General features: G+C 65.3%; 23 protein-coding genes and 1 tRNA gene. 10 read left to right on the forward strand and 14 right to left on the reverse strand.

The features are described 5' to 3' along the window. Positions 1-47: 47 nt before the first annotated feature. The 11 genes from GU927_RS09150 to GU927_RS09200 form a co-directional block, all read right to left on the reverse strand. Positions 48-1,616, reverse strand: a complete 1,569-nt coding sequence (locus GU927_RS09150; protein WP_161762128.1) for a GMC family oxidoreductase — start codon at positions 1,614-1,616, stop codon at positions 48-50. A 15-nt stretch (positions 1,617-1,631) separates the two neighbouring features. Continuing rightward, the gene (locus GU927_RS09155; protein WP_161762129.1) at positions 1,632-2,156 is read right to left on the reverse strand and encodes a twin-arginine translocation signal domain-containing protein; all 525 of its coding nucleotides are present in this window, start codon (positions 2,154-2,156) and stop codon (positions 1,632-1,634) included. A 67-nt stretch (positions 2,157-2,223) separates the two neighbouring features. Then, positions 2,224-2,619, reverse strand: coding sequence for a VOC family protein (locus tag GU927_RS09160; RefSeq protein WP_161762130.1), 396 nt, complete (start codon positions 2,617-2,619; stop codon positions 2,224-2,226). A gap of 80 nt (positions 2,620-2,699) precedes the next feature. Next, a complete protein-coding gene (locus GU927_RS09165; RefSeq protein WP_161762131.1) occupies positions 2,700-3,005 on the reverse strand; it encodes a ribbon-helix-helix domain-containing protein in 306 nt (101 codons plus the stop codon). Positions 3,006-3,218: 213 nt separating this feature from the next. Continuing rightward, entirely contained in the window at positions 3,219-4,064 is an 846-nt protein-coding gene (locus GU927_RS09170) for a cytochrome c1 (RefSeq protein ID WP_161762132.1), read from the reverse strand. Positions 4,065-4,081: 17 nt separating this feature from the next. Then, positions 4,082-5,404, reverse strand: coding sequence for a cytochrome b (gene petB, locus GU927_RS09175; RefSeq protein WP_161762133.1), 1,323 nt, complete (start codon positions 5,402-5,404; stop codon positions 4,082-4,084). Positions 5,405-5,416: 12 nt separating this feature from the next. After that, the gene (gene petA / locus GU927_RS09180; RefSeq protein ID WP_161762134.1) at positions 5,417-5,977 is read right to left on the reverse strand and encodes a ubiquinol-cytochrome c reductase iron-sulfur subunit; all 561 of its coding nucleotides are present in this window, start codon (positions 5,975-5,977) and stop codon (positions 5,417-5,419) included. A gap of 331 nt (positions 5,978-6,308) precedes the next feature. After that, positions 6,309-6,926: a glutathione S-transferase gene (locus GU927_RS09185; protein ID WP_161762135.1), complete on the reverse strand. Its 618-nt coding sequence runs from the start codon at positions 6,924-6,926 to the stop codon at positions 6,309-6,311. A gap of 211 nt (positions 6,927-7,137) precedes the next feature. Further along, positions 7,138-7,743, reverse strand: a complete 606-nt coding sequence (locus GU927_RS09190; protein ID WP_161762136.1) for an FMN-binding negative transcriptional regulator — start codon at positions 7,741-7,743, stop codon at positions 7,138-7,140. Positions 7,744-7,958: 215 nt separating this feature from the next. After that, positions 7,959-8,084: a type B 50S ribosomal protein L36 gene (ykgO, locus tag GU927_RS09195; protein WP_023666132.1), complete on the reverse strand. Its 126-nt coding sequence runs from the start codon at positions 8,082-8,084 to the stop codon at positions 7,959-7,961. Positions 8,085-8,154: 70 nt separating this feature from the next. Next, positions 8,155-8,229, reverse strand: a tRNA-Val gene (locus GU927_RS09200). A 136-nt stretch (positions 8,230-8,365) separates the two neighbouring features. On the opposite strand from GU927_RS09200, the gene GU927_RS09205 reads away from it, so the two are divergent. Further along, positions 8,366-9,226: an N-formylglutamate amidohydrolase gene (locus GU927_RS09205; protein WP_161762137.1), complete on the forward strand. Its 861-nt coding sequence runs from the start codon at positions 8,366-8,368 to the stop codon at positions 9,224-9,226. Here the strand turns inward: GU927_RS09205 and GU927_RS09210 are convergent, their stop codons facing one another. Next, positions 9,227-10,480, reverse strand: a complete 1,254-nt coding sequence (locus tag GU927_RS09210; RefSeq protein WP_161762138.1) for a DNA polymerase IV — start codon at positions 10,478-10,480, stop codon at positions 9,227-9,229. A gap of 103 nt (positions 10,481-10,583) precedes the next feature. Here GU927_RS09210 and GU927_RS09215 point away from each other — a divergent pair, with 103 nt between their 5' ends. From GU927_RS09215 to GU927_RS09225, 3 genes are read left to right on the forward strand one after another with little or no spacing between them, the layout of a single operon-like run. Next, entirely contained in the window at positions 10,584-11,462 is an 879-nt protein-coding gene (locus tag GU927_RS09215) for an SPFH domain-containing protein (RefSeq protein WP_161762139.1), read from the forward strand. Further along, complete coding sequence (locus GU927_RS09220; RefSeq protein WP_161762140.1) at positions 11,462-11,734, forward strand: NfeD family protein; 273 nt, start codon at positions 11,462-11,464, stop codon at positions 11,732-11,734. The genes GU927_RS09215 and GU927_RS09220 overlap by 1 nt, the downstream gene beginning before the upstream one ends. Further along, positions 11,724-12,158: an NUDIX hydrolase gene (locus GU927_RS09225; protein WP_161762141.1), complete on the forward strand. Its 435-nt coding sequence runs from the start codon at positions 11,724-11,726 to the stop codon at positions 12,156-12,158. The genes GU927_RS09220 and GU927_RS09225 overlap by 11 nt, the downstream gene beginning before the upstream one ends. Here GU927_RS09225 and pyrF read toward each other — a convergent pair. Continuing rightward, on the reverse strand, positions 12,133-12,828 hold the full coding sequence (pyrF, locus tag GU927_RS09230; RefSeq protein WP_161762142.1) for an orotidine-5'-phosphate decarboxylase: 696 nt from the start codon (positions 12,826-12,828) through the stop codon (positions 12,133-12,135). The two genes, GU927_RS09225 and pyrF, sit on opposite strands and share 26 nt — an antisense overlap. Positions 12,829-12,936: 108 nt before the next feature. On the opposite strand from pyrF, the gene GU927_RS09235 reads away from it, so the two are divergent. From GU927_RS09235 to clpB, 4 genes are all read left to right on the forward strand, one after another. Continuing rightward, on the forward strand, positions 12,937-13,830 hold the full coding sequence (locus GU927_RS09235) for an ROK family protein (RefSeq protein ID WP_161762143.1): 894 nt from the start codon (positions 12,937-12,939) through the stop codon (positions 13,828-13,830). Then, positions 13,823-14,548: a copper homeostasis protein CutC gene (locus tag GU927_RS09240; RefSeq protein WP_161762144.1), complete on the forward strand. Its 726-nt coding sequence runs from the start codon at positions 13,823-13,825 to the stop codon at positions 14,546-14,548. Before GU927_RS09235 ends, GU927_RS09240 begins: the two co-directional genes overlap by 8 nt. A gap of 8 nt (positions 14,549-14,556) precedes the next feature. Next, positions 14,557-15,327: a hypothetical protein gene (locus tag GU927_RS09245; RefSeq protein WP_161762170.1), complete on the forward strand. Its 771-nt coding sequence runs from the start codon at positions 14,557-14,559 to the stop codon at positions 15,325-15,327. 178 nt (positions 15,328-15,505) lie between these two features. Beyond that, positions 15,506-18,118 (forward strand): ATP-dependent chaperone ClpB, encoded by a 2,613-nt coding sequence (clpB, locus tag GU927_RS09250; RefSeq protein WP_161762145.1) that lies wholly within the window; start codon positions 15,506-15,508, stop codon positions 18,116-18,118. A 56-nt stretch (positions 18,119-18,174) separates the two neighbouring features. Here the strand turns inward: clpB and GU927_RS09255 are convergent, their stop codons facing one another. Then, positions 18,175-18,660 carry a fasciclin domain-containing protein gene (locus tag GU927_RS09255; RefSeq protein WP_161762146.1) on the reverse strand — a complete coding sequence of 162 codons (486 nt, stop codon included), beginning with the start codon at positions 18,658-18,660 and terminating at the stop codon, positions 18,175-18,177. Between the two features lie 285 nt (positions 18,661-18,945). On the opposite strand from GU927_RS09255, the gene msrP reads away from it, so the two are divergent. After that, positions 18,946-19,860, forward strand: coding sequence for a protein-methionine-sulfoxide reductase catalytic subunit MsrP (gene msrP, locus GU927_RS09260; protein WP_161762147.1), 915 nt, complete (start codon positions 18,946-18,948; stop codon positions 19,858-19,860). Beyond that, entirely contained in the window at positions 19,860-20,486 is a 627-nt protein-coding gene (gene msrQ / locus GU927_RS09265) for a protein-methionine-sulfoxide reductase heme-binding subunit MsrQ (protein ID WP_161762148.1), read from the forward strand. The genes msrP and msrQ overlap by 1 nt, the downstream gene beginning before the upstream one ends. Positions 20,487-20,901: the final 415 nt, after the last annotated feature.

Consider the following 20,901-nt stretch of genomic DNA (forward strand, 5'->3'; position numbering starts at 1 on the left):
AGGGGCGGCCCCTGCGGACCGCCCCCCTTCGTCCCTTGCGGAACGTGTCAGATGTTGCCGGCGCTCATCTCGCGGGCGATGTAGTCGGCCTGACGGATCGCCAGCGCGACGATGGTCAGCGTCGGGTTTTCCGCCGCGCCGGTGGTGAACTGCGACCCGTCCGACACGAACAGGTTGCTGATGTCGTGGGTCTGGCCCCACTTGTTCACCACGCCATCCTCGGGCTTTTCCGACATCCGGTTGGTGCCCAAGTTGTGCGTCGACGGGTAGGGCGGCGTCGGGAAGGCGCGGGTGGCCCCCACCGCCTCGTACATCGCGATGCCCTGCTTGTAGGCATGGTTCCGCATCGCCACGTCGTTCGGGTGGTCGTCGAAATGGACGTTCGCCACCTTCAACCCGTACTGGTCCACCGCATCCGACAGGGTGACGCGGTTGGTCGCCTGCGGCATGTCCTCGCCCACGATCCACATGCCGGCCATGTTTTCGTAATGGTCCAGCGCCGTGGTGAAGCCGCGGCCCCAGCCGCCGGGGTTGAGGAAGGCCGCCATGAAGGGCAGGCCCAGCGACAGCGTCTCCAGCTCGTAGCCACCGACGAACCCGCGCGACGGGTCGTGCCGCGCCTCGTCCTGCACGATCCCGGCCATCGTCGTGCCGCGCCACATGCGGACCGGCTTGTCGAAGATCGCATAGACCGAACCGGTCGTGTGGCGCATGTAGTTCCGCCCCACCTGATCGGACGAGTTCGCAAGCCCGTTCGGGAACATGCTCGACGCCGAATTCAGCAGCAGACGCGGCGATTCAAAGCTGTTGCCTGCCACCGAAACGATGCGCGCCTTCTGGAACTGCAGGTTGCCGTCGGCGTCGAAATATTCGACCCCCGTCACCTTGCCCTCGTCATTGTGCAGGATGCGTGCGGCGTGGCACTTCTCGCGCACTTCCAGATTGCCCGTCGCCTCGCCGCGCGGAATGTCGGTATAGGCGGCCGACCACTTCGCGCCCCACTTGCAGCCCTGGAAGCAGAAGCCGGTCTGCTGGCAGGCCATCCGGTCGTCATAATCGGCCGAGTTGATCGCCATGCGGCCGGTATGCACTTCCTTGTAGCCCAGCGCCTTGGCGCCCTTTTCGAAGACGAGGTAGTTGTTGTTGCCCGGCAGCCCCGCACGGTCGCCCGTCCGCGTCACGCCCAGCTTGGCCTCGGCCTTTTCGTACCACGGCGCCATTTCGGCGGCGTCGATCGGCCAGTCCAGAAGGTTCGCCCCCTCGACCGCGCCATAGGTCGACAGCGCCTTCCACTCATGCTCCTGGAACCGGATCGAGGCGCCCGCCCAGTGGGTGGTTGTGCCGCCGACGGCCTTCACGATCCACGCGGGCAGCCCCGCGAAATCCTTGGCCACGCGCCAGGACCCCGACGTGGTCCGCGCATCCAGCCATGCCAGCTGGGTGAAGCTTTCCCATTCGTCGTTGATGTAATCCTCGGGCAGGTACCGCCCGCCGGATTCAAGCGCCACGACCTTGACGCCCTTCTGCGCCAGTTCGTTCGCCAGCACACCGCCGCCCGCGCCGGTGCCGATGATGACGACCACGGAGTCGTCGTTCAGGTCGAATTTCGCAACCATCTGTCCGATCTCCCCTTACAGCCAGTCGATGTCGTTGAAGCCGCGCTCGATATAGCCACCCTGGCTGAAGCTCTCGCCCTGGTAGCCGAAGATCGGCCAGACTTCTTTCTGGTTGTAGAGACCGGTCACCAGACCTGCCCGCACCGTCTGGAAGAAGGCCCCGCCCTCGATCGCCTTCAGAACCGCCACGCGGTCCTCTTCCCAGCCGATCGACAGGTAATCGGCATGGCCCGCCGCCTGCGCCGCCGCGTTCAGCTCGGCGATTCCCGCCTCGACCTTTTCCGCATTCTCGGCGCTGTCATAGCCCTTCACGGCCACGGCGTAATACTGGTCCGGCACCTGATCGTGCGGATAGATGTCCCGCGCCATCTGGATCAGCGTCGCCATCGATTCGGGCTTCACGGCCGTCGTCTCCAGCGCCCATGCCGCATTCCCCGATGCGACAAAGCCGGCACCGACGACCATGCTCGCGCCCGCAACTGCCGACATCGACAGAAGCTGGCGCCGCGTCAGGCCCCGGCTTTTCAGTGGTTGTGTCATAGTCTCCTCCCTGAGCAAGACAGTGTTGGGTGCGCGGGCGGCTCCTCCCCCCGCCCACGCAGGGCGATCACAGATAGCGACCGCCACGTTGAAGGACCTCGATCTGGTAACCATCGGGGTCCGCGATGAAGAAGAAGCGCGCGATCACCGTGCCGCCGGGGGCGAAATCCACCAGCTTGCGCGGGGCCAGACCGGCTTCGGTCAGGCGGGCATGTTCGGCATCCAGATTCTCGACCGAGAAGGCCAGATGGCCATAGCCGTCGCCAAGGTTGTAGGGCTCGGTCCGGCCCTTGTTGATCGTCAGTTCAAGCTCGAATCCCGTCTCGGCATTGGACAGGTAGACAAGGGTGAACGACTCGAAATCCAGCCGCTCCGCAACCTTCAGCCCGAAAGCCTGATCGTAGAATGCAACAGACCGCGCCTCGTCGAGGACGCGGATCATCGAATGGATCGCCTTGGCCATGAGCCCTCCAGAACTTCTCTATTCTGGTAAGGTTATCAGACCAATTTCCGGCGTTGGTAGTAACGCCGTACTACAGCCCCTTATTCTGCGGCGAATCTTTCCCGGCCAGAAATCTGCGGAACGCGCTCCAGTTCGCCCAGATAGATCGTGCAGGCACAGCGCAGCAGGGACGTGAAATTCACTGCTTCTCCATGCTGTTGCAGGACTTCCGAGTGCAGCCTGGAAAGGAAGGCAGGCGTGGTGCTGTCCTCGTTCCGCGCCATCTGGTCAAGGATACCCCAGAACGCGCGTTCCAGACGGATACTGGTGGACTGGCCGTTCAGGCGCAGCCGTCTGGTCACCGATTCGTACCGGGCAGGATCCTGCCCCGCAAAGACCTGGCACATGGGTGTAACCTCCCTGCTGCAAGCTCGCCGGGAACCTCCGGCTGGCGTGGTCTATTGACCATTAAAGGCCGCAGGGGGGGCTTTAGGCAACCCTGCAAAGGTATGAGACGGATCGCAATTCCGCGATGTGACCGGATATGCCGCCTGTCCGCCAATGAAAAGGCCCCTGCCATCATGGCAGGGGCCTTTCCGCTTGATCACGCCGATGGGGTGTCAGGCGACCTTCTTGCCCTTCACACCCGCCCAGATGCGCTTGTTGGTCAGATAGAGCAGCGAGCCGAGGATGATCAGGAAGACCACCGCCTTGAAGCCCGCTTCCTTGCGACCCATCAGCTTGGGCTCTGCCGCCCACATCAGGAAGGACGACACGTCCGCCGACATCTGGCTGACCGTGGCCGCCGTGCCGTCGGCATAGGTGACCTGGTCATCGGCCAGCGGAGGCGGCATCGCGATCCAGCTGCCGGGCACGGTGGAAACGCCATGCTCGTCCTTGCAGCTGTCCGGAACGCCCCCGTTCGGGAACGAGGTGTTATAGTAGAAGCCGTCGATCCCGTCCGGCGCGCATTCGGGGTTTTCCTCGTAATGCGTCAGGATGGAATAGATGTACTCCGGCCCGCCCATACCGTTGAACAGCTGGCTCAGACCCGTGCCATAGGGCCCGTGAAAGCCCGCGCGGGCCTTGGCCATCATCGACAGGTCCGGCGCGCCTTCCATCCCCGACACGGGGAAATGGTCGGTCGGCTTGCCTTCGCGGTCCTCGCCCGTCTCCTCGTCGGTGACGGTGAACTGGGTGGCATAGGCGCGCACCTGATCCTCGGGCAGCTGCGGGCCGCCTTCGTCGGACAGCGTGCGGATCGGGACATATTTCAGCCCGTGGCACGCCGCGCAGACCTCGGTATAGACCTGCAGCCCGCGCTGGAGCTGGAACTGGTCGAACTTGCCGAACGGCCCTTCATGGGCAAAGGCATAGTCGGTCAGCTCCGCATGGCCACCCGCGGCCATCGCCGCGCTGGCCGAAATGGCCAGCGCCGAAGCGGTGAGTGCGATTTTCCTGAACATGTTGGTAAATCCCTTTCTCACTCGGCCGGATGGGCTTTGGCGCCGTAGTGGGCATTGAAGTCATCCTCGATCGTCGCCGGCTGCGGCAGCGGCTTCTCGATCACGCCAAGCAGCGGCAGGATCACGAGGAAATAGGCGAACCAGTAGGCCGACGCGATCAGCGAGATGGTCGCATAGGGCTCTTCCGCCGGCATCGCACCGACCCACATCAGGACGATGAAGTCGACCACCAGCAGCGCGAACCACCACTTGAACATCGGGCGATAGCGGCCCGACCGCACCGAAGACGTGTCCAGCCACGGCGCCAGCGCCATGACCGCGATCGCCCCGAACATCGCCAGCACGCCGAAGAACTTGGCGTCCACGATCCCGAAGGTGATCCATTCGGCCGCGATCACGACCCAGACGTCGGCCGTGAAGGCGCGCAGGATCGCGTAGAAGGGCAGGAAGTACCATTCCGGCACGATATGCGCGGGCGTCGCCAGCGGGTTCGCCTCGATATAGTTGTCGGGGTGGCCCAGATAGTTCGGCATGAAGCCCACGATGGCGAAGAACACCGCCAGGATCACGGCCAGCGCGAACAGGTCCTTGATCACGTAATAGGGCCAGAACGGAACCGTATCCTTCGCCGCTTCCTCTTTCGAGGTGCGCCGCACGTCCACGCCCGTCGGGTTGTTGTTGCCCGTGGTGTGGAAGGCCCAGATGTGCACGGCGACAAGACCGGCGATCACGAAGGGCAGCAGATAGTGCAGCGAGAAGAAGCGGTTCAGCGTGGCATTGTCCACCGCAGGCCCGCCCAGCAGCCAGGTCTGGATGCTCGGCCCGATGCCGGGGATGGCGCCGAACAGGCCGGTGATCACCGTGGCCCCCCAGAACGACATCTGGCCCCAAGGCAGCACATAGCCCATGAAGGCCGTGCCCATCATCAGCAGGTAGATCAGCATGCCGACGATCCACGTCACCTCGCGCGGGGCCTTGTAGGACCCGTAATACAGACCGCGGAAGATGTGCAGGTAGACCGCGACAAAGAACAGCGACGCGCCGTTCATGTGCAGGTAGCGGATCATGTAGCCGCCATTGACGTTGCGCATGATGTGCTCGACCGACGCAAAGGCGTAGTCCACATGCGGCGTGTAATGCATCACAAGGATGATGCCCGTGACGATCTGCAGCGCAAGGCAGAAGGTCAGGATGATGCCCCAGATCCACATCCAGTTCAGGTTCTTGGGCGTGGGGATCATGATCGTGTCATACAGCAGCCCCGCGATCGGCAGGCGCTTGTGCAGCCACTTCTCGGCCGAGCTCTTGGGCTCGTAATGGTCGTGCGGAATTCCGGCCATCTGTCTGTTTCCTTACCCGAGCTTGATCGTGGATTCGTCTTCGAAGGCCGCCACCGGCACCGGCAGGTTGCGCGGCGCGGGCCCTTTGCGGATGCGGCCCGACGTGTCGTAGTGCGACCCGTGGCAGGGGCAGAACCAGCCGCCGAACTCACCGGCGCCATCGCCCAGCGGCACGCAGCCCAGATGGGTGCAGACGCCCATCATCACCAGCCACTCGCCCGCCTCGTCCAGCGTGCGGTTCTCGTCCGATGCATCGGCATCCGGCTTGTTGGCATTGTCGGCCAGCGGGTCCGGCAGCGCGGCCAGATCCGTGTTGCGCGCCGCCTCGATCTCTTCCGGCGTGCGGCGACGGATGAACACGGGCTTGCCCAGCCACTTCACCGTCAGCTGCGTGCCGACCTCGACGCCCGAGACGTCGACGAAGATCGACGACAGCGCCTGCACGTCAGCCGAGGGGTTCATCTGGTTGACCAGCGGCCAGACAGCGGCGCCCGTGGCAACCGCCCCGGCCCCGGCCGTCGCGTAATACAGGAAATCCCGCCGGGTACCTGCGTTGTCTTCAGCGTGGGACACGAGACCTTCTCCCTTCCAAGGGCGCGGTTTTCCCGCGACCCATAAATGGTGGGGCCGCGGTCACCCGCAGCCTTGCCGGGCGGCTTTTAGACAAGGCGCGCCGGATCGTCCAGCGGACAAACGGGCGCAGACCCGCCCGGAAGCCCCGGAAAATCGCGGTCTGTGGCCGTTCGGGCGCGCCGGCATGGAAAGAAGGGTGGAACAGCCCGTCCCGCCTGCAAGTCCCTGCGACAAGTCGGCGCGCAGCCCGCCCCGATCGGCCCCCGCGACGGCAGGGTGCCAGAATCATGCAAATCAGGTGAATCCTTTGCCCGCGCCCGGATGCCCGCGCTCAGACGGGGCGGGTGGCCTGCATCGACGGGCGCGCCGCGAAACCCGCATACCACGCCGCCAGATGGGGCCGCCCCGTCCGCCATCCCCGCGCGTCGTGGCGGAAATCCAGATAGCCCAGCGCACAGCCCACCGCGATCTGGCCCGCATCCAGCGGCCCCTCCAGATGCGCCATCCACCGCGTCTCCAGCGCATCCAGCGCGCGCTCGACCTTGGCCCACTGCCCCTCGACCCATGGGGCATAGCGCAGCTCCTCTGGCCGGATGCGCACCTCGTAGATCATCAGCAGCGCCGCATCCAGGATGCCGTCCCCCGTCGCCTCGACCGTCAGCGTATCCCAAAGCCGCGCGCCCTGCGGGTAAAGTCCCGCACCGGCCCCGTCCCCGGCGCGCGCGTCCAGAAACTGGCAGATGACGCGGCTGTCATAGAGCGCGGGCCCGTCCGGCCGCTCCAGCGCGGGCACCTTGCCCAGCGGGTTCGCCTCCAGCGGCGCCGTGCCGGGATCGACCGGATTGCCCGACCCGCTGACCAGTTCCACATCGGCAAACTGCCCTGTCTCGCGCAAAAGGACCGTCACCTTGCGGACATAGGGAGAGGTGGGGGAGTAGTAGAGGCGCATGTCGAATGTCTCCTGCCGGTTGCCCGCGACCCTAGGCCCTGCCAGCCCGCCCGAAAAGCGGTTTGTGACGCACAAACCGCGCCGGAATTTGACGCAAATTCCGGCCCCGCCCCGTCCCGCGGCTGCCGGGCGATTTCTGCGTCAGAAATCGCCGCGAAGTTTGCGTCAAACTTCGCCTGCGCCCGAAACACGGGCCGCACCGCAGCCCCCCTCAGCCCAGCGCCCGCATCATCCCCGCGATCTCTGCCGCCAGCCCGCCCTGCGCCTCCAGCGCCGCGATCACGCCCGCCCGCGCCTCGGGCGTCTTGTTCTGGCCCAGCTTCCACGTCCCCTGCACGTCCGTCACCTCAAGGCGAAAGGGCAGGATGCCCCGCATCATCCGCTCCATCACGCCCGCGCCCATCTTGTGCTTGGTCCAAGGCCGCTTGCCCGCGATCCGCCCCTCGAACTCCGCCGACAGCGCATCCACCTGCGGCTCCAACTCCGCGCCCGCCATCGGCGACAGCACCCCCCGCAGATGCACCGCCACGTAATTCCATGTCGGCACCTGATCCGGCACCCCGTACCAGTCGGGCGAGACATAGGCATCCGGCCCCTGCACCGCCAGCAGCGCCGGCGCGGGAAGCCCCGCCCGCGCAATCGCGTTGGACCGCGCCAGATGTACCTCCACCACCCGCGCACCCGCCATCACAAAGGGCACATGCGCCGCGACCGGCCCGCCCTCGCCGTTGATGCACAGCATCCCGAACCCCCGCGCCGCGGCAAAGCGCAGGTTCGCGTCCTCGGGCGTGTCGCGGAAGGCGGGATTGGGATGCATGACGGGCGCTCCAAACGATTCGCGGCAACAGGGTTAACTGACCGCCACCGTTCGCTGCGTGCTGACAGGGTGCGGCACAACCCGCGGCACAGGTTACGGTACACCCCGTTCCGCCCATATCGCCAGATTTACAAGGCGTTCCGGCCACTTGCCCCCGCGCCAAAGCAAAAGGCCGCCCGATGGGCGGCCCTGCACTCCGGTTTCCCGGAAAGTCCTCAGCCCTGACGGGCCTTGTACCGCTTCTGCGTCTTGTTGATCACATAGACGCGGCCCTTGCGGCGCACGACCTGGCAATCGCGATGACGCGTCTTGAGCGAGCGGAGCGAGTTCGCAACCTTCATCGTTCTTCTCCCATTCGCGGCGCGCAGCGCCTTGAAATCCTTGATGTTTTCCTTGCGGAAAACGGCGAAATGGTGGGCGGTACTGGGATCGAACCAGTGGCCACTACGATGTCAACGTAGTGCTCTACCGCTGAGCTAACCGCCCACGCTCCTTCGCATTTCCGCCTGTCATCAACAAAAATGACGCGGGCGGGTCCGCGTCGGTCGTCGGGTCTATAAAAGGAGTCGCCGCAGGGTTCAAGGGGTTTTGGCAACTGAAAAAACACGTCTATATCTGGCACATGGACAGCGACGCCTTCACCCTGCACCTTCCGGCCGACCGGACAACCCCGTTGGTCTTCTCGTCCCCGCATTCCGGCGCGGACTATCCCGAAGCCTTTGTTTCGCAAAGCATTCTGGACCGCCATACGATCCGCTCCTCGGAAGATGCCTTCGTCGACCGCCTGTTCTCCGCCGCCCCCGCCCACGGCGCGCCCCTGCTGGCCGCCCGCATCCCCCGCGCCTATATCGACCTCAACCGCGCCGCCGACGAACTCGATCCGGCGGTGATCGAAGGCATCGACCGCGCCCCCCACAACCCCCGCGTCTCCTCGGGCCTTGGCGTCATTCCCCGCGTGGTGGCGGGCGGGCGGGCGATCTATCGCGGCAAACTGGCCCGCAACGATGCCGAATTCCGCATCCTGCGCTATTGGCATCCCTATCATTCAAGGCTGAAAACCCTTCTCGATGAAAGCCTTGCGCAATTCGGTCATGCCATCCTGATCGATTGCCACTCCATGCCGCACGAGGCGATCGAGGCCCATTCCCGCCCCGGTCACCCCCGCCCCGATGTCGTTCTGGGCGACCGTTTCGGCGCCGCCGCCGCCCGCGATGTGGTGGACCGGATCGAATCCGCCTTCGCCGCCGCGGGCCTGCGCACCGCCCGCAACGCCCCCTTCGCCGGCGCCTATATCGCACAGGCCTATGGTCGCCCCTCGCGCAACCAGCATGTCGTGCAGATCGAGATCGACCGTGCGCTCTACATGGATGAAACCCGCATCGAACCCCGCGCGGATTTCGATGAATTCCAAAGGCTTATGACCCACGTCATCGCGGACATCACCGCCCCGCAGGCGGGCAGCCTGCCCCTCGCGGCCGAGTGATCAGCGCAGGGCACGCCCCTTGATGATGGCGTCCTGACCGAACCGCGCGCGGATCGCATCCGCCGCCCGTTCCGCCTTGGCCCGCTTGCCCGCCTCCGGGTCCAACAGGTCGCCCGACCGGTCCGCCTGATCCTCGCCCACCAGATCCGCGATCCCCACCCCGATCAGCCGGAACGGCCCCTTCGTCCCCGCATGGTCGAACAAATCCCGCGCCGCGCGATAGATGCGGTCGGCCATCTGCGTCGCATCGCCAAGGCCCTGCCGCCGCGTAACCGTCTGGAAATCGTCGCGTTTCAGCTTCAACACCACCGTCCGCCCCGCCAGCCCCTTGGCCTTGGCCCGATCCGACACCTGTTCCGCCAGCCGCCAGATATGCCCGTCCAGCAGGTCGGCATCGCCCGTATCCTCGTTGAAGGTCGTCTCCTTGCTGATGGACTTCGGCCGCTCGTCCCGACTGACCCGCCGCTGGTCCTGCCCCCGCGCCAGATGGAACAGCCGCTCTCCCATCGACCCGAACCGCGCCACCAGATCGGCGCGGTCCCAGCGCAGCAAATCCGCGATGGTGCGAATCCCCGCCGCCTCCAGCGCCGCCTGCGTGGCTGTTCCCACGCCCCAGATGATCCGCACCGGTTTCGGCGTCAGGAACGCTTGCGTCTCGGCCCGCCCGATCACGGAAAACCCCTTGGGCTTGTCGAGGTCGGATGCGATCTTTGCCAGAAACTTGTTGTGGCTCAACCCGATGGACCCTGTCAGCCCCAGCTCCGTCTCCATCCGCCGCACCAGCCGCGCCAGCATCACCGCAGGCGGCGCACCGTGCAGCCGCGCCGTCCCCGACAGGTCCATGAACGCCTCGTCCAGCGACAGGGGTTCGATGTCGGGCGTCAGCTCCTCCATCATCGCCCGTATCTTCCGGCTTTCCGCCACATAGACCGACATGCGCGGCTTCACGACCACCGCCTGCGGGCACAGCTTCAGCGCCTGGAACATCGGCATCGCCGACCGCACGCCGGAAATCCGCGCGATATAGCAGCAGGTCGACACCACCCCCCGCGTGCCGCCCCCCACGATCACCGGTTTGTCGGCAAGCTCGGGATTGTCGCGCTTTTCCACGCTGGCATAGAAGGCGTCGCAATCCATATGTGCGATCGACAGGTCGAACAGCTCCGGATGCGCCAGAACCCGCGGGCTGCGGCAGGCAGGGCAGCGCAGGCCGGAGTCGAATGTGGTCAGGCAATCACGGCACAGGGCGGGCATGGTTCCACTATGCGCCCGCCGCCCGCTGCCGTCCATGCCCGCCACTTGCACCAAGGCCGCGAAACCCCCATGATTCGATAAGGTATTTCAGGAGGTATCGGGCATGGGCCCTGAACTTTTCGGCGGGAACGCGGTGTTTCTGGCTGTCGCCGCCTTCATCATCCTTTGCATCTTCCTTGGCGTGCGGATCGTGCCGCAATCGGAAAAGCACGTGGTCGAACGCTTCGGCCGCCTGCGCGCCGTGCTGGGACCGGGGATCAACTTCGTCGTCCCCTTCCTCGACCGCGTGCCGCACAAGATTTCCATCCTCGAACGCCAGCTTCCCAACGCGTCGCAGGACGCCATCACCGCTGACAACGTGCTGGTGAAGGTGGAAACCTCCGTCTTCTACCGCATCACCGAACCGGAAAAGACCGTCTACCGCATCCGCGATGTCGATGCCGCCATCGCCACGACCGTGGCGGGGATCGTGCGGTCGGAAATCGGGAAACTGGAACTCGATCAGGTCCAGTCGGGCCGCGCGCAACTCATCGAACGCGTGCGCGAACAGGTCCGCATGATGGTCGATGACTGGGGGGTAGAGGTGACGCGCGCCGAAATCCTCGACGTCAACCTCGACGACGCCACCCGCGCCGCGATGTTGCAACAGCTCAACGCCGAACGCGCCCGCCGCGCGCAGGTGATGGAGGCCGAGGGCAAGAAGCGCGCCGTCGAACTAGCCGCCGACGGCGACCTCTACGCCGCCGAACAGGCCGCCAAGGCCCGCCGCATCACCGCCGATGCCGAGGCCTATGCCACAGGCGTCATTGCCGGTGCCATCGCCGCCAACGGGCTGGAGGCCGCGCAATTCCAGATCGCCATGAAGCAGGTCGAAGCCTTGGCACAGGTGGCCGAAGGGCAGGGCAAGCAGACCATCCTTTTGCCTGCCAACGCGATGGAGGCATTCTCGGACGCCTTCAGGATGCTGCGGGGGAAATCCTGATGTGGTGGTCCGTCTGGTGGGTCTGGGTCGTCGCGGGTTTCCTGATCGGCGGGCTAGAGATCGTGGCACCCGGCTACATCTTTCTGGGCTTTGCCATCGGCGCGGTGACGACGGGGGTGTTCCTTGGCCTTGGCATCCTGTCGGGCGGCCCTGCCTTCCTGCTCCTGACCTTCGCCATCTGCTCGCTCGTGGCATGGTTCGCGTTGCGCCGGACGATGGGGGTCCGCGCGGGTCAGGTGAAGGTCTGGGACAAGGATATCAATGATAACTGACGCGGATTTCGTCGGGGCCAAGGCTGCGCTGTTCTGCGGCGATGCGCTTCTGACCTGCCTGCGCGACACGCATCCCGGCCTGCCATGGCCCGGGATGTGGGACCTGCCCGGCGGCGGGCGCGAGGGGGACGAATCCCCCGAATCCTGCCTGCTGCGCGAACTGGCCGAGGAATTCGGCCTGTCGCTGCACCCCGCGCGCCTGACATGGCGGATCGACCTGCCGTCGATGACCGACCCGTCCCGCCCGTCGCATTTCTTTGCCGGACCCATCACGCGGGCCGAACTTGCGACCATCCGCTTCGGTGACGAAGGGCAGGGCTGGGCGCTGATGCCCATCCGCGATTTCCTGACCCATTCCCGCGCGATACCGGAGATGCAGCGCCGCGTCCGCCTTGCGCTTACCGCCGGGGCAATTCCGCGATGACCGCCCGCGCGGCGGCGGCAGGGTCCGCCGCCTGCCAGATCGGCCGCCCGACGACGATATGATCCGCCCCGTCCGCAATCGCCTGATGCGGCGTCGCGATCCGTTTCTGGTCGCCCGCCGCCGCCCCCGCAGGCCGCACCCCCGGCGTCACGATCAGCTTTCCCTTGGCCTGCGGCAGCGCGCGGATCATTGCGGCCTCTTGCGGGCTGGCGATGACACCATCCGCCCCCGCCTCCAGCGCCCGCGCGGCGCGTTCCAGCGTGATATCATGGATATCGCCCGCCTTGATCAGGTTCGCGTCCAGATCCGCACGGTCCAGCGACGTCAGCACGGTGACGGCAAGGATCTTCAACCCCGTGCCCGCCTTCCCCTCGGCCGCCGCGCGCACCACCTGCGGGTCGCCATGCACCGTCAGGAAGTCGAGGTCATAGCGCGCGATCCCGCGCACCGCCGCCTCGATCGTGGCACCGATGTCAAACAGCTTCATGTCCAGAAAGACGCGCTTGCCCAACTCGCCCTTCAGCTCATTCGCCAGCGCCAGCCCGCCGCCGGTCAGCATCCCCAGCCCGATCTTGTAGAAGGACGCCGCCTCCCCGATCCGCTGCACGAGGTCCAGCCCCTGCACCACGTTCGGCACATCCAGCGCCACGATCAGGCGGTCGTCAGACATCGGCGCTCTCCCAGCCAAGAAATCCGCGCCAGATGATCCGCGCAGGCGGGGCTGTCAAGCCGCACGAAGCCCGCTAATCTGGGACGAAACCGCACGGGGCGCGCGCGCATGATCCTTTGTTTCGATATCGGCGGCACGCGGATCAAGGCCGCAACGTCGACGGGCGGCCGACTTACCCCGCTGGGCGACACGCCCACCCCGACCGGCGATTTCGCGGCCTTCACTGCCGCCATTGCCCGCTATGCCACCGGTCTTGCGCCCAAGGCCGTTGCCATCTCCATCGCGGGCGTCGTCGACCCTGATACAGATATCCTGCGCGTCGCCAACATCCCCTGCGCCGACGGCCGCCGCCTCGGGCCCGAGTTGCAATCCGCCCTTGGCCTGCCTGTCCTCGTCCTCAACGACGCCGACTGCTTTGCCATGGCCGAAGCATCCCAAGGCGCGGGGCAGGGACATCGCACCGTTTTCGGCATCATCCTCGGCACCGGCGTGGGCGGCGGGTTGGTCATCGACGGCAGGCTCGTCTCGGGCCCAGGCGGCTATGCGGGGGAATGGGGCCACGGCCCCGTGGCAAAGACGCAGGTGGAAGGGCTGACCCTGCCTGCCTTTCCCTGCGGTTGCGGCCTGACCGGCTGCATCGACGCGGTCGGCAGCGCCCGCGGGATGGAACGGCTGCACCATGCCATCCACGGCGAAACCGCCACCTCGCATTCCATCGTTCGCGCATGGCAGAATGGGGAAACGCAGGCCGCGCGGACCGTGGATGTCTGGCGTGCCATCGTCGCCCCGCCCTTGGCCATGATCCTGAACACGGTGGGCGCCTCCATCGTTCCGGTTGGGGGCGGCCTGTCCAATGTGCCCGCGCTTGTCGCCCATCTGGATGCTGCGGTCCGGTCTATGATCCTGCGCCGCACCGACGCGCCGCTTGTCGTGCCTGCCCGCTGCACCATCGAACCCGGCCTGATCGGGGCCGCCGCCGCCGCAGGGGTCGCCTTTGCCTGACATCCTGCTCGAAGTCTGCGTCGATGATGCCAAGGGCCTTGCTGCCGCCATCCGCGGCGGGGCAGGGCGGATCGAGCTTTGTTCGGCCCTCGCGCTGGGCGGGCTGACCCCGTCGCCCGGTCTGATGCAACAGGCCGCCGCCGCCCCTGTTCCCGTCATGGCGATGATCCGCCCCCGCGCGGGCGGCTTCGTCTGGTCCACCGCCGACATCGCGCAGATGAAGGCGGATATCGCCGCCGTCCGCGCGGCCGGATTGGCGGGAGTGGTGTTGGGCGCCTCGTTTCCGGACGGCAGGCTGGATGCGCCGGTTCTGGCCGAACTGCTGCAGGCGGCACAGGGGATGGATACCACCCTGCACCGCTGCTTCGATCTGACCCCCGATCTTCCGCAGGCTCTCGAAGCCGCGGTTGCGCTGGGGTTCCGCCGTATCCTTACCTCGGGCGGTGCGCGCACGGCCCCGCAGGGTGTGGCGATGCTTGCCGCGCTGATGGCCCGTGCCGCAGACCGCATCACCGTGATGCCCGGCGCCGGACTCACTGCAGAAACCCTGCCCGCCATCGCCCGTCTGCCCTTGCGCGAAGTCCACGCCTCCTGTTCCATGGCACGGTCCGAGACGGCGTCCGTTGCCGCCTTCGGTTTCGGCCCGTCCGAACGGCGCGTCACCTCGGAACCCCTGGTGCGTGCGCTGGTCGCAGGGCTTGCCAGATTGGATGAGTGAGGACCGCCGTGCAGATTACCGTGACCTATGACCGCCCCGACGAAGGCCCGCGCTCCGGCCCCGTGCAGGTGGGATGGTTTCTGGCGAATGACAAAGGCGCGGTCCTCTATGACCCGCCCGAGCGCCTCGTCTCGCGTCAGGTCAGCCGCGTCCATGCGAAAAGCGCCAGCCGCTGCCCCGCTGTCATCCAGATGGAAAGCCGTTATTTCGTCGTCAAATGCCCCTTCGACCTGCACATCGGCTTTTCCCGCGACGACAAGGGCAAGGCCGTTCTGGTCAACCGCGCCGGAACCGCCTCGCCCATCCGGTCGAACAAGCTGAACGAAGTGCTCACCCTCGTCTCCGAGGTGGAATGGCGCTATCCCGACCGCCCCACGGTGCAATTGCACCTGCCCTACACCTTCATCGCGGACGAACCCGTCTGGATGACGCAGGTCGGAACCTTTGCCCATTACCGCAAGGACCCGCTGCCCGGCACGATCTTCGGCGGGCGGTTCCAGCTGAATCTCTGGCCGCGTCCGCTGATGTGGGCCTTCGAATGGCACGAACCGGAAAAGGACCTGATCCTGAAACGGGGCGAGCCGCTGTTCTACTGCCAGTTCGAACATGAAGGCCCCGACCGCCCCGTCCAGATGGTCGAGGCCGACAAGACCCCCGAACTGACCACCTATATGGAGCAGATCTCGGGCGTGGTGAATTACGTGAACCAGACCTTCAGCCTGATGAAGGACGCTGAACGCCTGCGCCCGCCGAAACTCCTCAAACCCAAGGACCGCTGACAGGCCGGGGCTGCAACCCTGTCGCCGCGGCGGATCGGCGCGCGCCGGAAAAGTTGACGCATCCCGCCCCGCCGATCTTGCAGCAGGGCAAAACCCGTCCCATCTTTCCTCCAAGGCCGGTGCGGACGTGCCTTTTCAGGGCGTCCACAGACCGGTGCTATGAAAAGGAGATATGCCGATGAACCTTGAAAAGTTCACGGAACGCTCGCGCGGGTTCCTGCAGGCCGCGCAGACCATCGCGATGCGGGAAAGCCATCAGCGGCTTACGCCCGAACACCTGCTGAAAGCGATCATGGATGACGAACAGGGGTTGGCCTCCAACCTGATCCGCCGCGCGGGGGGCGAACCTGCGCGGGTGGTCGAAGCCGTCAATCTGGCGCTCTCTAAGCTGCCGAAAGTGTCCGGCGACGCGCAGCCCTTCACCGACCCGGGACTGGTCAAGGTGCTGGACGAGGCGGAGAAGGTGGCCAAGAAGGCCGGTGACAGCTTCGTTCCTGTCGAACGTATCCTCATGGCGCTGGCCATGGTGCCGGGTGGGGCCAAGCAGGCGCTGGATGCCGGGGCCGTGACGCCGCAGAAGCTGAACGCCGCGATCAACGACATCCGCAAGGGCCGCACCGCCGACACGGCCTCTGCCGAGGAAGGCTATGATGCGCTGAAGAAATTTGCCCGCGACCTGACCGAGGCGGCAGAGCAGGGCAAGATCGACCCCATCATCGGCCGCGACGAAGAGATTCGCCGCGCGATGCAGGTCCTGTCGCGCCGGACGAAGAACAACCCCGTGCTGATCGGTGAACCCGGCGTGGGCAAGACGGCGATTGCCGAAGGGTTGGCGCTGCGCATCGTCAACGGGGACGTGCCCGAATCCCTGCGGAACAAGAAGCTCATGGCACTCGACATGGGCGCCCTGATCGCAGGGGCGAAGTATCGCGGCGAATTCGAGGAACGACTGAAATCCGTCCTGAACGAGGTGACGGGCGCCGATGGCGAAATCATCCTGTTCATCGACGAGATGCACACCCTTGTGGGCGCGGGCAAATCCGACGGCGCGATGGATGCGGCGAACCTGATCAAACCCGCGCTGGCGCGGGGCGAATTGCATTGCGTCGGCGCGACCACGCTGGATGAATACCGCAAATATGTGGAAAAGGACGCGGCCCTTGCCCGCCGGTTCCAGCCGGTGATGGTGGATGAGCCGACCGTGGAAGACACCATCTCCATCCTGCGCGGGATCAAGGAGAAGTACGAACTCCACCACGGCGTCCGCATCAGCGACTCGGCGCTGGTGGCGGCGGCGACCCTGTCGCACCGCTATATCACCGACCGCTTCCTGCCCGACAAGGCGATCGACCTCGTGGACGAAGCCGCCAGCCGCCTGCGGATGGAGGTGGATTCCAAGCCCGAGGAGCTGGACGCGCTGGACCGCCAGATCCTGCAATTCCAGATCGAGTCGGAAGCGTTGAAGAAGGAAGACGACGCCGCTTCGCGCGACCGGCTGGAAAAGCTGGAAAAGGAACTGTCTGACCTGCAACAGCAATCGGCCGAGATGACCGCGAAATGGCAGGCCGAACGCGACTCCCTCGAACAGGCGCGCGAGTTGAAGGAACAGCTCGACCGTGCCCGCGCCGAACTGGAACAGGCCAAGCGCGAGGGCGACTTCGCCAAGGCGGGCGAATTGCAATACGGCCGCATCCCGGGTCTGGAGAAATCGCTGGCAGAGGCCGAAGCCCGCGAGGGCGAGGCGCTGGTGGCCGAGGCCGTGCGCCCCGAACAGATCGCCGAAGTCGTGGAACGCTGGACCGGCATCCCCACGACCAAGATGCTGGAAGGTGAAAAGGAAAAACTCCTTCGGATGGAAGAGGAACTCGGCCGCCGCGTCGTGGGTCAGCATCAGGCGGTCGAGGCGGTGTCCAAAGCTGTCCGCCGCGCCCGTGCGGGCCTGAATGACGAAGGCCGCCCGCTGGGGTCATTCCTGTTCCTGGGCCCCACCGGCGTGGGCAAGACGGAACTGACCAAGGCGCTGGCCGAATACCTGTTCGACGATGAAACCGCGATGGTCCGCATCGACATGTCGGAATTCATGGAAAAACACGCCGTGGCCCGCCTGATCGGCGCGCCCCCCGGCTATGTCGGCTATGATGAAGGCGGCGTGCTGACCGAGGCGGTGCGGCGCAAGCCCTATCAGGTCGTCCTGTTCGACGAGGTGGAAAAGGCCCATCCCGACGTGTTCAACGTCCTGCTGCAAGTGCTGGATGACGGCATCCTGACCGATGGTCAGGGCCGGACGGTGGACTTCAAGCAGACGATCATCGTCCTGACCTCGAACCTCGGGTCGCAGGCGCTGTCCTTGCTGCCCGACGGAACCGATGCCAGCGCGGCGAAGCGCGAGGTGATGGAGGCGGTGCGCGCCCATTTCCGCCCCGAATTCCTGAACCGTCTGGACGAGACGATCATCTTCGACCGTCTGGGTCGCGCCGACATGACGGGGATCGTGGAAATCCAGTTGCGCCGTCTGGAAAAGCGCCTTGCACAGCGCAAGATCACGCTGGAGCTGGACGCCGACGCCCGCGCATGGCTGGCCGATGAGGGCTATGACCCCGTCTACGGTGCCCGCCCGCTGAAGCGCGTGATCCAGCGCCAGTTGCAGGACCCGCTGGCCGAGATGCTGCTGGCCGGCGACGTGCTCGACGGCTCCACCGTCCATGTCACGGCAGGGGCCGAGGGGCTGATCGTGGGCGACCGCGTCATCGCCTCGCGCCGCGACCGTCCCGCGCAGGCGGTGGTGCACTAAGAAAAAGGGGCGCAGCATCGCTGCGCCCCTTCCTTTCCGACAGGGAAGCGGAAGGATCAGCCTTCCGGCGGCAGGATGACCGAGTCGATGACGTGGATCACGCCATTCGTCGCCTCGATATCGGCGGTCGAGATCACCGCGCCGTTCACCTTGGCGCCGCCATCCAGCGTGATCGTCACTTCACCACCCTGCACCGTCGCGGCCTTCTGGCCTTCGGTCAGGTCGGTCGACATCACTTTGCCCGGCACGACGTGATAGGTCAGGATCGCAACCAGCTTGTCCTTGTTTTCAGGCTTCAGCAGGTCTTCGACCGTGCCCGCGGGCAGCGCGGCAAAGGCGGCATCGGTGGGTGCAAAGACGGTGAACGGGCCTTCGCCCTTCAGCGTTTCCACCAGACCGGCGGCTTCGACCGCGGCGACCAGCGTGGTGAAGTTGCCCGCACCGGCGGCGGTGTCGACGATGTCCTTGGCGTGGCTTCCGGCATAGACCGGTGCCGACAGGGCCATCGCGGTGGTCAGGGCAAGAAAGGTTCTGCGGATCATAGGCGTCACTCCCAATAGATCTCTCGGCCATGATTGGCTGAGCGTTATATGGGGTGGATCGCCCGCCGGATGTCGGTGAAAACCGTGTTAACCCCCCTTGCCGAAGCGCAACGCCCGCCTAAGCCACGCGCTTTGGCCGCTTCAACTCAAAATGGTGTGACAGGGATTTACCTTTCGTGACCGAAACCATCTCCTGCGGCGCCCCGTAACAATCCATAGCGCAGACGTGCGTTGCCTTTTGCGGGCGATGCCGCACCATCGCCATGACAGGATACGGAGGACAGGATGCCCAAGGAAACAAAGCCCGGCTGGTCGGACGTGACGCCGAAACACCTCTGGCTGAACCGCCGCGCGCTGATCGCGGGCGCTGGGGCATTGGCGCTCGGCAGTCCGGCAGCGGCCAAGCTGACCTACAGCCCCGGCAAGTTCTCGACCGACGAGACGCCCAACAGTTTCGAAGACATCACGACCTACAACAACTTCTACGAATTCGGCACGGGGAAGGAGGACCCTTCCACCTATGCCTCGGCCCTGACCACCGACCCGTGGTCCATCGTGATCGATGGCATGGTCGACCGGCCCGGTACCTATGACCTTGCCGACATCCTGAAGGACCAGCCGCTGGAAGAACGCATCTACCGCTTCCGCTGCGTCGAGGCGTGGTCGATGGTGGTTCCGTGGATCGGCTTCGAACTCTCCGGCCTCTTGAACCGCGTGGGCGTCCAGCCTTCCGCCAAATACGTGGCCTTCGAAACCCTCGTCCGCCCTGAGGAAATGATCGGCCAGCAATCCCCCATCCTCGACTGGCCCTACCGCGAAGGGCTGCGTCTGGACGAGGCGATGCATCCCCTCACCATCCTCGCCACCGGTCTTTACGGGGAAGAGATGCCCAAACAGAACGGCGCGCCGATCCGTCTGGTCGTGCCGTGGAAATATGGCTTCAAGTCGATCAAGAGCATCGTGAAGATCACCCTGACCGACCAGCAGCCGCAGACGACGTGGAACATGCTGCAACCGTCCGAATACGGCTTCTATTCTAACGTGAACCCGACGGTCGACCATCCCCGCTGGTCGCAGGCTTCCGAACGCCGCATCGGCGCGGGGCTTTTCGCGGGCCGTCAGGACACGCTGATGTTCAACGGCTACGAAGAACAGGTCGCCGCTCTCTATGCGGGAATGGACCTCAAGGCGAATTACTGATGGACCGGATCAACACCCTTGCCCGCCGGGTGCCGGTCAATGCCGTCTATGCGGCGGGCCTCCTTCCCTTCCTCTGGATCGTCTGGCTCACCTTCACCAACGGCCTCGGCCCCGATCCGGTGAAGGAGATCGAGCTTCGACTGGGCGAGCTGGGCCTGCAGTTCCTTGTGGCGGGGCTTGTCATCACCCCTTTGCGCTGGGCGGGGCTGAACCTGATCCGCTTCCGCCGCGCCATCGGCCTTCTGGCCTTCTTCTATGTGGCGATGCACCTGATGGCCTGGGTGACGCTGGACATGGGGCTTCGCTGGTCCGAGATGGCGGCCGATCTGGTCAAGCGCTGGTACATCATCATCGGCATGGCCGGATTCGTGGCGATGATTCCCCTCGCGATTACGTCGAACAATGCCTCGGTCCGGCGCCTCGGGTCTGCCACGTGGAACAGCCTGCACCGCCTGACCTATGTCGCAGCACTCGCAGGGGCGATTCACTATGTGGTGCTGGTAAAGGCCTGGCCCATCGAGCCGCTGCTCTATCTGGGGGCTGTCCTTGCGCTTCTTGCTGCCCGGGTCTGGCGCCGCCAGCAGAAGCGTGCCGCGACCCCTGTCCGGCAACCCGCCGCGCAATAGATTATTGCCGCAGTGCAGCGCCCGTCGTGCCGAAAATTACGCCAACCCCAAGATTTTGTGGATAAATCCGGAAAAACGAAAAAAATCGTCGGAACCGCATTTTTCCCTCTTGCGGCTCCCGACGCTCCTCCGTAAATACCGCCTCACCGAAGCGGAACAGCGACGGTGACGGACGGAAGCGACGACGAAGCGAAAGCCGAAACGAAGCGGAAGTTCGGAAAATCTGGAAGATGAGCAAGCGAGGATACGCTGGGAAGCTGGCGCCTCGAATGTTTTTGTCCTTCGGATACGCTCTTTGACAAGATGATGAATGAAGGGATATGCGGGCGGTTTGGGCGCATCGGCGTCAGATCGCAGCATATCGGCCTAGTAGGGATTTCGGTTCCGATGATCTAGGTGTCAGCTTCACGGTTTG

It is taken from the genome of Paragemmobacter amnigenus (assembly GCF_009908265.2).
In the GTDB taxonomy this organism is placed as follows: Bacteria; Pseudomonadota; Alphaproteobacteria; order Rhodobacterales; family Rhodobacteraceae; genus Paragemmobacter; species Paragemmobacter amnigenus.

Bases quoted from the DNA above. Each gene is read 5' to 3' on its own strand.
- GU927_RS09150 (WP_161762128.1), bottom strand. From the start codon at position 1,616: ATGGTTGCGAAATTCGACCTGAACGACGACTCCGTGGTCGTCATCATC.
- GU927_RS09155 (WP_161762129.1), bottom strand. From the start codon at position 2,156: ATGACACAACCACTGAAAAGCCGGGGCCTGACGCGGCGCCAGCTTCTG.
- GU927_RS09160 (WP_161762130.1), bottom strand. From the start codon at position 2,619: ATGGCCAAGGCGATCCATTCGATGATCCGCGTCCTCGACGAGGCGCGG.
- GU927_RS09165 (WP_161762131.1), bottom strand. From the start codon at position 3,005: ATGTGCCAGGTCTTTGCGGGGCAGGATCCTGCCCGGTACGAATCGGTG.
- GU927_RS09170 (WP_161762132.1), bottom strand. From the start codon at position 4,064: ATGTTCAGGAAAATCGCACTCACCGCTTCGGCGCTGGCCATTTCGGCC.
- petB (WP_161762133.1), bottom strand. From the start codon at position 5,404: ATGGCCGGAATTCCGCACGACCATTACGAGCCCAAGAGCTCGGCCGAG.
- GU927_RS09185 (WP_161762135.1), bottom strand. From the start codon at position 6,926: ATGCGCCTCTACTACTCCCCCACCTCTCCCTATGTCCGCAAGGTGACG.
- GU927_RS09190 (WP_161762136.1), bottom strand. From the start codon at position 7,743: ATGCATCCCAATCCCGCCTTCCGCGACACGCCCGAGGACGCGAACCTG.
- ykgO (WP_023666132.1), bottom strand. From the start codon at position 8,084: ATGAAGGTTGCGAACTCGCTCCGCTCGCTCAAGACGCGTCATCGCGAT.
- GU927_RS09205 (WP_161762137.1), top strand. From the start codon at position 8,366: ATGGACAGCGACGCCTTCACCCTGCACCTTCCGGCCGACCGGACAACC.
- GU927_RS09210 (WP_161762138.1), bottom strand. From the start codon at position 10,480: ATGCCCGCCCTGTGCCGTGATTGCCTGACCACATTCGACTCCGGCCTG.
- GU927_RS09215 (WP_161762139.1), top strand. From the start codon at position 10,584: ATGGGCCCTGAACTTTTCGGCGGGAACGCGGTGTTTCTGGCTGTCGCC.
- GU927_RS09220 (WP_161762140.1), top strand. From the start codon at position 11,462: ATGTGGTGGTCCGTCTGGTGGGTCTGGGTCGTCGCGGGTTTCCTGATC.
- GU927_RS09225 (WP_161762141.1), top strand. From the start codon at position 11,724: ATGATAACTGACGCGGATTTCGTCGGGGCCAAGGCTGCGCTGTTCTGC.
- pyrF (WP_161762142.1), bottom strand. From the start codon at position 12,828: ATGTCTGACGACCGCCTGATCGTGGCGCTGGATGTGCCGAACGTGGTG.
- GU927_RS09235 (WP_161762143.1), top strand. From the start codon at position 12,937: ATGATCCTTTGTTTCGATATCGGCGGCACGCGGATCAAGGCCGCAACG.
- clpB (WP_161762145.1), top strand. From the start codon at position 15,506: ATGAACCTTGAAAAGTTCACGGAACGCTCGCGCGGGTTCCTGCAGGCC.
- GU927_RS09255 (WP_161762146.1), bottom strand. From the start codon at position 18,660: ATGATCCGCAGAACCTTTCTTGCCCTGACCACCGCGATGGCCCTGTCG.
- msrP (WP_161762147.1), top strand. From the start codon at position 18,946: ATGCCCAAGGAAACAAAGCCCGGCTGGTCGGACGTGACGCCGAAACAC.
- msrQ (WP_161762148.1), top strand. From the start codon at position 19,860: ATGGACCGGATCAACACCCTTGCCCGCCGGGTGCCGGTCAATGCCGTC.